Genomic DNA, 13648 nt, shown 5'->3' with positions numbered 1-13648 from the left:
GAAAATAGAATTATAAAAATGGCAGTTTTTAAAGGTGGTGTAGGTACATGAAGCATTCATTCTCTCGTTTCTTCGGGTTTGGTGAGAAGGAAGAGGAACCGGAGATAGCAGAGCATGATACAAATAAAGAAGAGATACTCGAAATACCGGTACATGCTATCGTTCCCAACCGTTTTCAGCCACGCACCATTTTCTCAGATGAAAAGATTAAAGAGTTAGCAATGACTATCCATACACACGGCATCATTCAGCCGATTGTTGTCAGACATACAGAAGAGGAAGGACAATATGAGCTCATTGCGGGTGAAAGGCGCTGGAGAGCGGTACAGACGCTTGAATGGGAAAATATTCCCGCAATTATAAAGAACTTCTCTGATACGGAGACAGCTTCTGTTGCTTTGATTGAAAACCTGCAGAGAGAAGAATTGTCCTCCATTGAGGAAGCTCATGCGTACGCAAGGCTGTTAGAACTTCATGATTTAACACAGGAAGCCTTGGCGCAGCGCTTAGGAAAAGGCCAGTCAACGATTGCGAACAAGCTCCGATTGTTAAAGCTTCCGGAACCCGTCCAGGATGCGATTATGGAGAAAAAAATCACGGAACGCCATGCAAGAGCCATGATCCCGCTCAAACAGCCGGAGCTTCAGGTCACATTGCTTGCGGAAATCATCGAGAAAAGCTTAAACGTCAAGCAGACGGAAGACCGAGTGGTGAAAATGCTTGAACAGAATAAGCAGAAACCGAAGCCGAGACGCAAAGCGTTCAGCAGGGATACAAGAATTGCGATGAATACGATTCGCCAGTCCTTGTCCATGGTGGAAGACAGCGGCGTCAGACTGAATACTGAGGAAGAAGAATTCGAAGAGTACATTCAGCTTACCATTCGGATACCTAAATAAAAACTCTCCTGACCAGCAGGGGAGTTTTTATTTTAGTCAAAAAACTATTTTGAGATAATAATAGATGTATTCTGCACTATGTATTATAAATGTAAAAATTTATCAAGTTGTGTCGTGAATTGTCTTTTTACAGTCAAAAAAGTCACTTTATCGGAGAATTTATAAGAGAAAGTGTCTTTTTCGTTTGCATTTTTTTCACTTGCTGATAAACAAATTATGAAAAAAATAAAACGCTTTACTCTTTTTTTGATAAGATAGAAACAAGACAGTACATGTTCATGTGAAGGTAGGTGACATCGTGGGAAAAATCATAGCAATTACGAACCAAAAAGGCGGAGTCGGGAAAACAACGACTTCTGTTAATCTGGGGGCTTGCTTAGCTTACATAGGTAAAAGGGTTCTTCTTGTTGATATTGATCCGCAGGGCAACGCAACGAGCGGATTAGGGATTGAAAAAGCCGATGTGGATCATTGTGTGTACGACATTTTAGTAGATGACGCAGATGTAACAGATATTATTAAACCGACTTCAGTAGAGAACTTAGATGTCATTCCAGCCACGATCCAGCTTGCGGGAGCGGAAATCGAATTGGTTCCGACGATCTCACGGGAGGTAAGGCTGAAAAGAGCATTAGAATCAGTGAAACAAAATTACGATTACATGATTATTGATTGTCCTCCGTCTCTCGGGTTATTAACGATTAATGCGCTTACCGCATCAGATTCAGTTGTTATCCCGGTTCAGTGCGAATACTACGCTCTTGAAGGATTGAGTCAATTATTAAATACAGTTCGGCTTGTGCAAAAACATTTAAATACAGACTTAATGATAGAAGGAGTGCTTCTGACGATGCTTGATGCCAGAACGAATCTCGGCATTCAAGTGATAGAAGAGGTGAAGAAATACTTTAGAGATAAGGTGTATCAAACCATTATTCCTCGTAATGTCCGTTTAAGTGAGGCGCCGAGTCACGGCAAGCCGATCATATTATACGATCCGCGTTCGAGAGGTGCGGAAGTATATTTAGATTTAGCAAAGGAAGTGGCAGCGAATGGCTAAAGGCGGGCTCGGAAAAGGGATTAATGCGTTGTTTAATCAAGTTGATTTATCTGAAGAGACAGTGGAAGAGATTAAAATCAGTGATTTGCGCCCCAATCCTTATCAGCCAAGAAAACAATTTGATGATGAGTCATTAGCTGAACTGAAGGAATCCATCACTCAGCATGGCATTCTTCAGCCCATTATCGTGAGAAAATCACTGAAAGGCTACGATATTGTAGCCGGGGAACGCCGTTATCGCGCTGCAAAGCTTGCCGGGAAAGAAACAGTGCCGGCTATCGTGCGGGAGTTATCTGAATCGCTGATGCGGGAAATCGCTCTTTTGGAGAACCTTCAGCGTGAAGATTTATCACCGCTTGAAGAAGCTCTGGCATATGATTCACTGCTGAAACATTTGGATATTACCCAGGAACAGCTCGCTAAACGGCTCGGGAAAAGCAGACCTCATATTGCCAATCATTTGAGACTGCTGACACTGCCTGAAAGCATCCAAAACCTCATTGCAGAAGGTACGTTATCCATGGGGCACGGTAGAACCTTGCTCGGTTTGAAAAATAAAAACAAGCTTGAACCGCTGGTGAAGAAAGTGGTTGAAGAACAGCTGAACGTCCGTCAGCTTGAACAGCTCATTCAACAGTTAAACAATAATGTTCCACGTGAAACAAAGAAAAAAGAACCTGTTCAAGATGTGGTGTTAAAAGAGCGGGAATCATATTTGCAAAATTACTTCGGAACAACAGTCAATATTAAGAGACAAAAGAAAAAAGGGAAAATTGAGATTGAGTTTTTCTCAAATGAAGACCTTGAACGTATCCTCGAACTGTTGTCAGAAAGAGAAGCATAAAAACCATCTTTTTTTAAAAAGATGGTTTTTTTATATACGTCTTGTCAGCTTATGAAACGGACTGAGCCGTTCCTGCCGTCCTTCTGATTTATCCGTCAGCTGTAATCCCTCTGCCAAAACATTCGCCATGCTCATCACAAGATGAAGCCTCGTATTCTGCAGGACAAAATACTCCATAAACCCGCTGACATTGACGATTCCATTAATATGAACATCACCGATCTCAGGAAGGTCTTTTTGAACACCGGCTCCGGGCTTCAGCGGTCCATCGCCGATTTGAAATGATCCTACGCTTTTAACGCGGCCTAAACAAGCGTCAACCGCTATAATAAACGGATTTTTATGTATATGTTGAATATGTTTCAGTTTGTCTTTCATATTTACGGCGTGAACGGGGTCTGACAGTGTTCCGTAAACGTGTAATCTGCCTAACTTCATTTTTTCTAACTTTGTTCCCACAAGCGGACCTAATGAATCTCCGGTTGATCGATCTGTACCGATACACACGATGACTAACGGCCTGCCTCCTGCTTTACGTAAAGATGAAGCAAGGATCGCTTGTATTTGATTCGCGGCAGAGGAATCCGTATGGGACACATATTGTTTTGCCCGTTCCTGAGAAAAAAGCCCGCCTTTTCGATTCATAGGGTTCACTTCCTTGTCATGTCATACGAGTATTACACTGATGTTTGTGGTGATGTATGGTTGTTTACAGTATATCCAGCACTGTCTTTTTTTATGCTTATGTCATAATCAGTCTGCCGGGAAAAAAAAGAACCTGAAGCTGTTGTTCTTCAAGTTCATGAAAGGTATAAAACCATATGATCTACATCGACATATTGTTGGTGATCTAATTTCAGCGCTCTTTTTTCTGTAGAGAAGAGGGTAAAACCTAACTGAGCGTAGAGTTTTTTTGCAGGTTCATTGGTTGAAGTAACCGAGAGATGGAGCTGTTCCGTATCTTTCATCTTTTTTGCTTGGCTGATGGCTTCAATCATTAAGGCTTTTCCTGCGCCTGATCCTCGATGTTTAGGAGAAACATACATAGAACCGATAACCGCAATGTGTCTTAGTTTATAAAGCGGATGATTGGATATTTTAATGATGCCTATAAGACTGCTTTTCTCAATGGCGCCAAGCACTATAGCATTGTCGGCTTCAAGCCTGGCTTTGAATTTTTCGGGCGGCCATTCTTTCTCCTCATCATAGCTGACCGCAAATGCGTCCGGGTGATCTTTTAATGCTTTGAGCCTGATGCTGGAGTAAAGCTGGGTGTCACTTGCGCTTAAACGCCTGATGTACATGATTTGAGCTCCTTACACGAATGAATTTTCTGAGTAGTCAATCATCTTCATCGTACCATATTTGTCCCGTTTGTATGAATGATTGCCGCTGTCGCTCAATATAGTAGCAATATGCGGAGATTATCAGAAATTTTATGAGGTGATAAGGTTGTGGAGAGCCGGAATGAGGTGGATGCTGCTCATATTAAGCAGCCAGATTGGAGCCGGGTATGCAAGCGGGCAGGAAATATGGCAGTTTTTCGGTGTTGAAAGCGGACTGGCCATTGTATTGTTTACAGTCATGTTCACCATTTCGGCTTATATTGTGCTGAAGATCAGCTATCAGGTCCAATCAACGCACTTTTTACCTGTGCTAGAGCATTTGATGGGGCCGGCTCTTGCCAAAATCTATGATGTTCTTATCATGTTTTATTTATTTTCAACGACGACGGTCATGATTGCCGGCGGCGGTGTGACGCTGCAAATGTACAAGCTGCCGTTTTGGATCGGTATTTTTCTTCTTTGCATTGTGACCATCTGTTTATTCTTTTGGGATATAAAAGGAATATTATCTCTGAATAGTATCTTGATACCGATTCTTGTAGCGGGGCTGTTATATGCCTTGATCTTTTTTCAGACAACCCATCACTATACGTGGACGATAGATTTGACCCGTCAATATAATTGGCCGGCAAGCATCACCTTTACGTCATTAAATATCCTTTCTGTTGTGGCGGTTCTTTCTTCTGTCGGGAAGGATATGAAGGGACTGGGGGAAGCGAAAATCGCCAGTGTTGTCAGCGGGCTGATTTTCGGTGTGATTTCATTTGTCTACAATGAAACGCTTGTACAGCTCTCAGGCAGTCTCACACATTATGAGATTCCTCTCTTTGCCGTACTTGAAGGTGCTCCTTATCCGTTGTTTCTTTGTATGACAGCCGTGCTTTTTTTAGCCATTTATACGACAACCGTGACCGGTCTGTTCGGGCTGTCCAGCCGCATGCTTGTTTTTGTGAAATTGCCGAGGTGGACGCTCGTTCTTCTTCTTTTAGCTGTGATGGTGCCTTTTACGACAATCGGCTTTTCAGATTTAATCGCCATTTTGTATCCCATTTACGGGCTCTTAAGTCTTTATTTGCTGGTATGTCTTCTTCTTTACCCTGTATTAGGGAGATGGAAAAAAGTATAATGCTCATTTTGAGTGCCGACGTTGCTCTTATCCTGACTTTTTTTGTACAATGAATAAAGCAGTCTATGAAGAGAGGTGAAGGGTCTTGGCAGATAAAGACTTTGGCCTGAATGATATTGTTGAAATGAAGAAGCCGCACCCTTGCGGTGAAAACAGGTGGAAAATCATTCGGATGGGAATGGATATTCGGATCAAATGCACGGGTTGTTCCCACAGTGTCATGATACCGAGAAGAGATTTTGAGAGAAAGCTGAAAAAAGTACTCGTCAAGCATGAGGAGCCTACATCATAAAGGCTGACGCTCATGCTTTTTCATATAGAGGAGAGGAAGAGGCCAGATGAGCAAAGTGCATCAGTCAGCGTGTCCGCTGAATTGCTGGGACAGCTGCGGCTTTTTGGTGACAGTTGAGGATGGAAAGGTGACGAAAGTAGACGGAGACCCGAATCACCCCATCACAGAAGGGAAAATTTGCGGCCGGGGCAGAATGCTGGAGACGAAAACGAATGCACCGGAGCGGCTTCGTTTTCCTTTAAAAAAGAAAGACGGCGAATTTGTCCGCATTTCTTGGGAGCAGGCGTTAGATGAAATTGCGGAAAAAATGGCGGAGATTAAGGAAACGCTGGGCACTGCCGCTGTGCTGCACAGTCATGATTATGCCAATAACGGTCTTTTGAAAGCGCTCGACCAGCGTTTTTTCAATGGATACGGCGGTGTGACGGAGATTGCGGGCAGCATTTGCTGGGGGTCTGGAATTGAGGCGCAGCGCTGGGATTTCGGCCGTTCTTACGGGCATGGACCGCTTGATATTTATCACAGCAAGCATGTGATCGTATGGGGCAGAAACGTGTCACGGACGAATATGCACCTCTATCATCATTTGCAGCAGGTGAAGAAAAAAGGAGCGACACTGACGGTCATTGATCCTATTTTTAACCCGACTGCAAAGCTTGCCGACCGGTATATCTCCGTTAAACCCGGGATGGATGGCTGGCTTGCGGCGGGTGTTTTGAAAATATTATGCCAAACCGGCAGAACGGATGCCGATTTCATTCAAAAGCATTCGATCGGTTTTGAAGAAATAGAAAAGCTGCTGCACACGATTTCATTGGATGAGATCATTGAGAAAACCGAAACATCTTTAGAAGTGCTTGAATATCTTGCTGATCTATATGCTGACGGTCCCGCTTCTACTTTTATGGGTCTTGGGATGCAGAGATATAAAAACGGCGGCGGGACGATACGCTGGATTGACGCTTTAGCGGCAGCGAGCGGAAATGTCGGTATTAAAGGCGGCGGAGCCAACTTCGGAAATGTCCAAGTCGGTGAAAGCTTTGCAAAGACCGAACTCACCCGTCCTGACCTGAAGAAAAACACGAGAACGTTTTCGATGATGACACAGGCCGAAGAGGCGCTGAATGCAGCCGACCCGCCGATTGAGATGATTATCGTGACGTGCGGCAATCCGCTGACACAGGTGCCGAATACAAAAAAAGTGAAGGAAGCGTTTGAAAAAACACCGGTCACAGTGGCCATTGATTCGATCATGACCGATACGGCGAAGCTCTGTGACTATGTATTGCCGACGGCCGTTGTTTTTGAAGAAGAAGATATTTATTACTCCAGCATGTACCATCACTATGTTCAGTATGGCAGAAAGCTTGCGGAACCGCAGGGAGAGGCGAAATCAGACCGCTGGATCTGGACGGAGCTCGCCAAGCGTCTCGGATTCGGAGAGCTGTTTGATTACAGTACGGAAGATTTCTTGAAAATGGGGCTCTCTTCTTTGGAGAAAGAAGGAATCACCCTTGAGCGATTAAAGGAAAAAGGCCATATGCCGCTTCCGGTCAAACAGGTTCCATGGAATGATTTCCAATTTTTAACCCCAAGCGGAAAGTTTGAATTCGTCTCGTCATTGGCAGAACAGAAAGGATACAGCGGCCTCCCTCAATTGGAAGTGCCGGAAGAATCCGTTTATCACGACGCCGGGCTGGCCGGGAAATATCCGTATACGCTGCTGTCCATTCACCCGCAGCGCTCCAATCATTCACAGCACGTGCCGTTTATTGAAAAGCTTCAGCAGATTCAGGTGGATCTGTCGCCGGATATCGCCGAGGAGCTTTCACTTCAAGACGGAGATATGGCAGAGGTATACAATGACCGCGGACGTCTGCGCGGCAGGGTGAAAATCATGAAGCAGGCTCACCCGAAGACGGTGAATATAGATGAAGGCATGTGGTCGGCTTTCGGAGGCTCGGTCAACATGCTTACAAAAGATTCAAATTCCGATAATGGAATGGGAAGTACGCTTTTTGACTGTCTGGTAGCGGTTAAAAAAGGATAATCTAAGGAGAGAGAGGGCGGGAAATGCTTTTTTCTCAGCTTGTCTTTTCCTATGAACCTCCTTATAATTGCTCTAGGTTTACAATACGTTTAATACGATGATGGTTTGATATAGAGGAGATGAAAGAATGGCTTTAACTGCTGGAATTGTCGGTTTGCCGAATGTGGGAAAATCGACGTTATTTAATGCAATTACCCAGGCTGGTGCCGAATCAGCCAACTACCCGTTCTGTACAATTGATCCGAACGTGGGAATCGTGGAAGTGCCTGATGAACGTCTGCAAAAGCTGACTGAATTGGTGAACCCGAAAAAAACGGTGCCGACTGCGTTTGAATTCACTGATATCGCGGGGATCGTAAAAGGCGCATCTAAAGGTGAAGGGCTGGGAAATAAGTTTCTTTCTCATATCCGTCAGGTAGACGCGATCTGTCACGTTGTACGGGCATTCGCGGATGACAATATTACGCACGTGTCAGGGAAAGTCGATCCGATTGATGATATTGAAACGATCAATCTTGAATTGATTCTTGCCGACATGGAGACAGTCGAAAAACGCATCACACGGGTAAGCAAGCTTGCGAAGCAAAAAGACAAAGAAGCGGTTTTTGAATTTGATATTCTGTCTAAATTAAAAGAAGCTTTCGAACAAGAAAAGCCTGCACGTTCCGTTGAATTTACGGAAGAACAGCAAAAGCTTGTGAAGCAGCTTCATTTGCTTACGTCAAAACCCGTGCTTTATGTGGCGAATGTAAGCGAGGATGAAGTGGCTGATCCTTCAGACAATGAATACGTTGCGAAAATCCGTGAGTACGCCGCGGATGAAAATGCCGAAGTCATCGTCGTCTGCGCGAAAATTGAGTCAGAAATTGCTGAATTGGAAGGCGAAGAAAAGCAAATGTTCCTTGAAGAGCTCGGCATTGAAGAGTCAGGCCTTGATCAGCTGATTAAAGCGTCATACTCTCTTCTCGGCCTTGCGACATACTTTACGGCGGGCGAACAGGAAGTGCGCGCTTGGACATTCAGAAAAGGCATGAAAGCACCTGAGTGTGCGGGTATCATCCACACTGACTTTGAACGCGGCTTTATCCGCGCTGAAACGGTTGCTTATGAAGACCTCTTGGCAGGCGGCGGAATGTCCGGAGCCAAAGAAGCCGGAAAAGTGCGTCTGGAAGGTAAGGAATATATCGTCCAAGACGGAGATGTCATTCATTTCCGATTTAATGTATAGGACACAGTTGTAAAGGGACAAGAGCTTTGGTATAATATAAACTTGTGAGTAATAGAATTATTGCTCCTTGCCCATTTAAGGGCCGCTTAGACCAAAAGGAGGTGCAAACAGATGAAAAAGTACGAAGTTATGTACATTATCCGTCCAAACATTGACGAAGAGTCAAAGAAGGCAGTTATCGAGCGTTTCAACAACGTTTTGACTTCTAACGGAGCGGAGATCACTGGAACAAAAGATTGGGGTAAACGTCGTCTTGCTTACGAAATCAATGATTTCCGTGACGGTTTCTACCAAATCTTAAACGTTCAGTCTGAAGCTGCAGCGGTTGCTGAATTCGACCGTTTAGCTAAGATCAGTGACGATATCATTCGCCACATCGTTGTTAAAGAAGAAGAATAAGCAATTTGAAATATATAATGTTAAAAGGTGGTCTTTCATATGCTTAACCGAGTTGTATTAGTCGGAAGACTGACAAAAGACCCAGAGCTTCGTTATACGCCAAGCGGTGCGGCTGTCGCCACGTTTACTCTTGCTGTGAATCGTACTTTCACGAACCAGTCCGGAGAACGTGAAGCCGATTTCATTAATTGTGTCACTTGGAGAAGACAAGCCGAAAACGTTGCAAACTTTCTTAAAAAAGGAAGCCTTGCCGGCGTAGACGGCCGACTCCAGACAAGAAATTACGAAAACCAGCAGGGACAGCGTGTCTTCGTGACAGAAGTCCAAGCTGAAAGTGTTCAATTTCTTGAGCCTAAAAACAGCGGCGGTTCTGGATCAGGCGGATACAACGAAGGAAACAGCGGCGGAGGCCAATACTTTGGCGGAGGCCAAAATGATAATCCGTTCGGCGGAAATCAGAACAGCCAGAGACGAAATCAAGGGAACAGCTTTAATGATGATCCATTTGCCAACGACGGCAAGCCGATTGACATCTCGGATGATGATCTTCCGTTCTAATAGATTATCGCTATATTTATAACAAGAAAGGTGGGAAATGACAATGGCAGGAGGACGCAGAGGCGGTCGTGCGAAACGCCGTAAGGTTTGTTACTTCACTTCTAACGGCATTACGCACATCGATTACAAAGATGTAGATCTTCTTAGAAAGTTTGTTTCTGAGCGTGGTAAAATCTTACCTCGCCGTGTAACTGGAACAAATGCGAAATACCAACGTAAATTGACTATCGCGATCAAACGCGCACGTCAAATGGCTTTACTTCCATACGTAACTGGCGAGTAAGCCGAAAGAAAAGAGCAAGAGCCTGCGGGCTCCTGCTCTTTTTTTATTATTGCGTCTCCATCCTGCCGAAATGTTTCACATGAAACATGGAAGGGCTTCTTACACCCATCTTTGTTATCTTGCTCGCCTATTCAAATATGCGTACTTATAAAATGAATTTGTTTATACTGAAGAACAGGGGGTGACTGAGATGGAAACGGAAAGAAATATCCTGACAGATGAGAAGTGGAACGCAATCATACACAATGATGTTTCCTATGACGGGGTATTTTATTATGCAGTAAAAACGACGGGGATTTTCTGCCGCCCTTCTTGTAAATCGAGAGTTCCGAATAAGGAAAACGTACTGGTGTTTGCTGCGGCTGAAGCAGCGCTAAAGAGACATTTTCGTCCTTGTAAAAGGTGCCGTCCGAACGGCCTTCGTCTCCCAGATGAAGAATGGGTTGCTCAAATCACTGAGTATATTGACGGCCATTATCATGAACCCCTGACTCTGAGCATACTGGCAGATATGTGTCACGGCAGCCCTTATCATTTACAGCGGACATTTAAAAAAATCAAAGGAATATCTCCGATTGAGTATATACAGAAAAAAAGATTCGCGAAGGCGGGGGATCTTTTAATGCATACTGATAAGACAGTTATGGAGATCGCTCTGACTGTCGGATTTCCAAACACAGCGCATTTTGCGACCCTTTTCAAAAAGAGAACCGGAAGTTCGCCCACAGAATACAGAAAAACTGCCGGAACGAGACAGGGAGGTTCATTATGAGTAAAGAGACGATGATCTATTGGACACGCTTCACATGGAATGATTGGCGCCTGTATACAGCCGCTACTTCTAAGGGGCTTTGCTTCATAGGTTCAAATCATGGTAACTTTGAAGAACTTGCGCAGTGGGCAGGAAAAGCCATGCCGGAATACCGATTGGTGCGTGATGATGAAAAACTGGCGTCTTACACAGCAGAGCTGTCCGAGTACATCAAAAATGGCAGATCCGTATTTTCCGTCCCGCTCGATCTTTATGGGACGGAATTTCAGCTTGCTGTATGGAAAACGCTTATGGACATACCGTATGGCGAGACATACTCCTATTCTGATATAGCAGAAATGATCCGGAAACCGTCAGCCGTAAGAGCCGTGGGCGCCGCAATCGGGAAAAATCCGGTATTGATTACGGTTCCGTGCCATCGTGTCATCGGGAAAAACGGAAAACTGACCGGATTCAGAGGCGGTTTAGAAATGAAAAAACAGCTGTTGGCATTAGAGGGCAGGCACAATAAAACATGGAAATAGACACATGCTGAATGTTAATACCGGCTGAGCCGGCGGGAGGGAAGATATGAAACTGATTTCTTGGAATGTAAACGGCTTGCGTGCCGTGATGAAAAAAAGAGATATCAATACTTACGTTCAGGAAACGAAAGCCGATATTCTATGTCTGCAAGAAACAAAAGTACAGGACGGACAAGTATCATTACAGCCTGAAGGATATCACGCCTATTGGAACTATGCGGTGAAAAAAGGCTACTCGGGCACGGCTGTTTTCTCGAAAGAAGAGCCGCTGCACGTGTCCTATGGAATGGGGATTGACGGCCATGATCAAGAAGGACGGATGATCACGCTTGAATTTGAGCACGTGTTCGTCGTTAACTGCTACACGCCAAATGCCAAACGCGGATTAGAGCGAATTGATTACCGTCTTCAATGGGAGGCGGATTTTAAGGATTATCTGCAGAAGCTTGACCGGAAGAAGCCCGTGATCTTATGCGGCGATTTGAATGTCGCACACAGGGAGATAGACTTGAAAAATCCAAAAGCCAACCGAAAGAACGCCGGTTTCTCGGATCAGGAGCGGGAAGCGTTCAGCGCTCTGCTGAACGCGGGATTTACCGACTCGTTCCGCTATTTATATCCCGATCAGGAAGGCGCGTATTCCTGGTGGTCTTACAGGACGAATGCACGCGAGAAAAATATCGGCTGGCGGCTCGATTATGTTATTGTTTCAGACAGGCTGAAGCAGCGGATCAGCCAAGCGGCCATTTGTGCCGATATCATGGGTTCTGACCATTGCCCTGTTGAAATGACAGTGGATTTATGATGAGATAGCAGTAAGAGAAATCCACTCTTGCTGCTTTTTTATTATCGAAAATGGAGGAGCACATGGCAAATATAAAAGAGATTGCGAAACTGGCGAATGTGTCGGTGGCCACCGTATCACGCGTGTTAAACCAACACCCGTACGTATCTGAGGAGAAAAGGCGTCTTGTGAATCAAGTAATGAAGGAGCTGGATTATACTCCTAATCGAACTGCCATTGATCTGATTCGCGGAAAGACCAATACGATCGGTGTGATATTGCCGTACAGTGACCATCCCTGCTTTGACAAAATTGTAAACGGTATCACGAAGGAAGCGTTTGCTCATGATTACGTGACAACCCTTCTCCCCACCAACTATGACCCCGCTATAGAGATGACGTATTTCGAACTGCTGAAAATGAAAAAGATTGACGGGCTGATTGTCACCTCCCGCGCGAATGAATGGGAAACAGCCGTGCCTTACCTTGAATACGGACCCATTGTCGCTTGTGAATATACACAGCACGAAGAGATTCCCTGCGCTTATAACGACAGACAGGCGGCTTACAGAGAGAGCTTTATGTATTTGAAAAACCGTGGGCACCAAGATGTTGCTTTTACATGTGTGCGGGAAGCGGAAAAAAGTCCGAGTACGGCCGACAAGGTAAATGCATATAAAGCGGTTTTCGGTTCTCTTGATGAAACCCGCATTATGGTCGGTTGCCATGATATGGACGATGGAAAGCGTGCGGGTGAGCATTTCTGGGGTTTCAGCAAGCCGCCGACGGCCGTCTATGCCCACAGTGATGATGTGGCTGCCGGCTTGTACCACTTTGCGAAAGAACAGAAATGGGACGCGGAGATCATCAGTGAAGGAAATTTGAGCGTCAGCCGGGTTTTGAATATTCCATCCCTGGAACTTCATTTAGAACGTGTCGGAAAAGAAGCATTTTTGCTGTTTTTGCACGGAGAAACGGCTAAAAAACAAATTATGCACCAATTTCAGAGGAAAAAGTCTTGAGCTGAAATGGATTTCATGCCTTATAACTAGATTGAGGAAAAAAGGGAGGCGGACATATGCGAATTGAACATGCAGCGATATGGGTGAAAGATTTAGAACGGATGAAAGAATTTTATGAGAAATACTTCGGGGCAAAGGCCAATGACCTTTACCATAATGAGAAAAAGGATTTCAAATCGTACTTTCTGTCATTTGACTCCGGATGCAGGCTGGAACTTATGAAAAAAGGCGGCATTGATGAAACTCCGTCACAGAATATGACCGGATGGGCGCATCTCGCATTCTCTACAGGCAGCAAGGAGCGGGTGAATGAACTGACGGAGACGTTTAAAAATGACGGATTTCAGGTTGTAAGCGGCCCGCGCGTAACGGGTGACGGATATTATGAGAGCGTGATAGAGGATGGGGAAGGCAATTTGATAGAAATCACAGTGTAACAGTGCGGGGTGAACCCGCACTGT

General features: G+C 44.8%; 17 protein-coding genes. 15 read left to right on the top strand and 2 right to left on the bottom strand.

The features are described from left to right. The first annotated feature begins 47 nt into the window (after positions 1 to 47). The 3 genes from noc (at position 48) to ACXN9U_RS19165 (ending at position 2803) form a co-directional block, all read left to right on the top strand. Entirely contained in the window at positions 48 to 899 is an 852-nt protein-coding gene (gene noc, locus ACXN9U_RS19175; RefSeq protein ID WP_489202050.1) for a nucleoid occlusion protein, read from the top strand. A 298-nt stretch (positions 900 to 1197) separates the two neighbouring features. Beyond that, entirely contained in the window at positions 1198 to 1959 is a 762-nt protein-coding gene (gene soj / locus ACXN9U_RS19170; RefSeq protein WP_007409899.1) for a sporulation initiation inhibitor protein Soj, read from the top strand. Further along, positions 1952 to 2803: a ParB/RepB/Spo0J family partition protein gene (locus tag ACXN9U_RS19165; RefSeq protein WP_489202049.1), complete on the top strand. Its 852-nt coding sequence runs from the start codon at positions 1952 to 1954 to the stop codon at positions 2801 to 2803. The genes soj and ACXN9U_RS19165 overlap by 8 nt, the downstream gene beginning before the upstream one ends. Before the next feature lie 30 nt (positions 2804 to 2833). Here the strand turns inward: ACXN9U_RS19165 and yyaC are convergent, their stop codons facing one another. Continuing rightward, the gene (gene yyaC, locus ACXN9U_RS19160) at positions 2834 to 3448 is read right to left on the bottom strand and encodes a spore protease YyaC (RefSeq protein WP_489202048.1); all 615 of its coding nucleotides are present in this window, start codon (positions 3446 to 3448) and stop codon (positions 2834 to 2836) included. 155 nt (positions 3449 to 3603) lie between these two features. Beyond that, a complete protein-coding gene (locus ACXN9U_RS19155) occupies positions 3604 to 4107 on the bottom strand; it encodes a GNAT family N-acetyltransferase (protein ID WP_489202047.1) in 504 nt (167 codons plus the stop codon). 163 nt (positions 4108 to 4270) lie between these two features. Here ACXN9U_RS19155 and ACXN9U_RS19150 point away from each other — a divergent pair, with 163 nt between their 5' ends. The 12 genes from ACXN9U_RS19150 to ACXN9U_RS19095 all read left to right on the top strand — a co-directional run bounded on the left by ACXN9U_RS19150 (position 4271) and on the right by ACXN9U_RS19095 (position 13624). After that, positions 4271 to 5275: a YkvI family membrane protein gene (locus tag ACXN9U_RS19150; protein WP_438421038.1), complete on the top strand. Its 1005-nt coding sequence runs from the start codon at positions 4271 to 4273 to the stop codon at positions 5273 to 5275. 85 nt (positions 5276 to 5360) lie between these two features. After that, positions 5361 to 5567 carry a DUF951 domain-containing protein gene (locus ACXN9U_RS19145; RefSeq protein ID WP_004392973.1) on the top strand — a complete coding sequence of 69 codons (207 nt, stop codon included), beginning with the start codon at positions 5361 to 5363 and terminating at the stop codon, positions 5565 to 5567. 46 nt (positions 5568 to 5613) lie between these two features. Beyond that, positions 5614 to 7617 carry a molybdopterin-dependent oxidoreductase gene (locus tag ACXN9U_RS19140; protein WP_489202046.1) on the top strand — a complete coding sequence of 668 codons (2004 nt, stop codon included), beginning with the start codon at positions 5614 to 5616 and terminating at the stop codon, positions 7615 to 7617. A 127-nt stretch (positions 7618 to 7744) separates the two neighbouring features. Next, positions 7745 to 8845 carry a redox-regulated ATPase YchF gene (gene ychF / locus ACXN9U_RS19135; protein ID WP_049627741.1) on the top strand — a complete coding sequence of 367 codons (1101 nt, stop codon included), beginning with the start codon at positions 7745 to 7747 and terminating at the stop codon, positions 8843 to 8845. Positions 8846 to 8956: 111 nt separating this feature from the next. Then, the gene (gene rpsF / locus ACXN9U_RS19130) at positions 8957 to 9244 is read left to right on the top strand and encodes a 30S ribosomal protein S6 (protein ID WP_004392977.1); all 288 of its coding nucleotides are present in this window, start codon (positions 8957 to 8959) and stop codon (positions 9242 to 9244) included. A gap of 39 nt (positions 9245 to 9283) precedes the next feature. Then, positions 9284 to 9802: a single-stranded DNA-binding protein SsbA gene (ssbA, locus tag ACXN9U_RS19125; RefSeq protein ID WP_047477329.1), complete on the top strand. Its 519-nt coding sequence runs from the start codon at positions 9284 to 9286 to the stop codon at positions 9800 to 9802. A 43-nt stretch (positions 9803 to 9845) separates the two neighbouring features. Further along, positions 9846 to 10085, top strand: coding sequence for a 30S ribosomal protein S18 (gene rpsR / locus ACXN9U_RS19120; RefSeq protein WP_004392983.1), 240 nt, complete (start codon positions 9846 to 9848; stop codon positions 10083 to 10085). A gap of 190 nt (positions 10086 to 10275) precedes the next feature. Further along, positions 10276 to 10857, top strand: a complete 582-nt coding sequence (locus tag ACXN9U_RS19115) for a bifunctional transcriptional activator/DNA repair enzyme AdaA (protein ID WP_489202045.1) — start codon at positions 10276 to 10278, stop codon at positions 10855 to 10857. Next, a complete protein-coding gene (locus tag ACXN9U_RS19110) occupies positions 10854 to 11381 on the top strand; it encodes a methylated-DNA--[protein]-cysteine S-methyltransferase (RefSeq protein ID WP_489202044.1) in 528 nt (175 codons plus the stop codon). Before ACXN9U_RS19115 ends, ACXN9U_RS19110 begins: the two co-directional genes overlap by 4 nt. A gap of 46 nt (positions 11382 to 11427) precedes the next feature. Beyond that, positions 11428 to 12186, top strand: coding sequence for an exodeoxyribonuclease III (gene xth, locus ACXN9U_RS19105; protein WP_489202043.1), 759 nt, complete (start codon positions 11428 to 11430; stop codon positions 12184 to 12186). A gap of 62 nt (positions 12187 to 12248) precedes the next feature. Beyond that, positions 12249 to 13187, top strand: a complete 939-nt coding sequence (locus tag ACXN9U_RS19100) for a LacI family DNA-binding transcriptional regulator (RefSeq protein WP_489202042.1) — start codon at positions 12249 to 12251, stop codon at positions 13185 to 13187. A gap of 56 nt (positions 13188 to 13243) precedes the next feature. Further along, positions 13244 to 13624 carry a VOC family protein gene (locus tag ACXN9U_RS19095; RefSeq protein WP_016937329.1) on the top strand — a complete coding sequence of 127 codons (381 nt, stop codon included), beginning with the start codon at positions 13244 to 13246 and terminating at the stop codon, positions 13622 to 13624. Positions 13625 to 13648 lie beyond the last annotated feature (24 nt).

The sequence above is a fragment of the Bacillus sp. BACIII genome (assembly GCF_057836745.1).
Note: the sequence above shows the minus strand (reverse complement) of the source record. Positions and strands in the feature narration are given on the sequence as shown.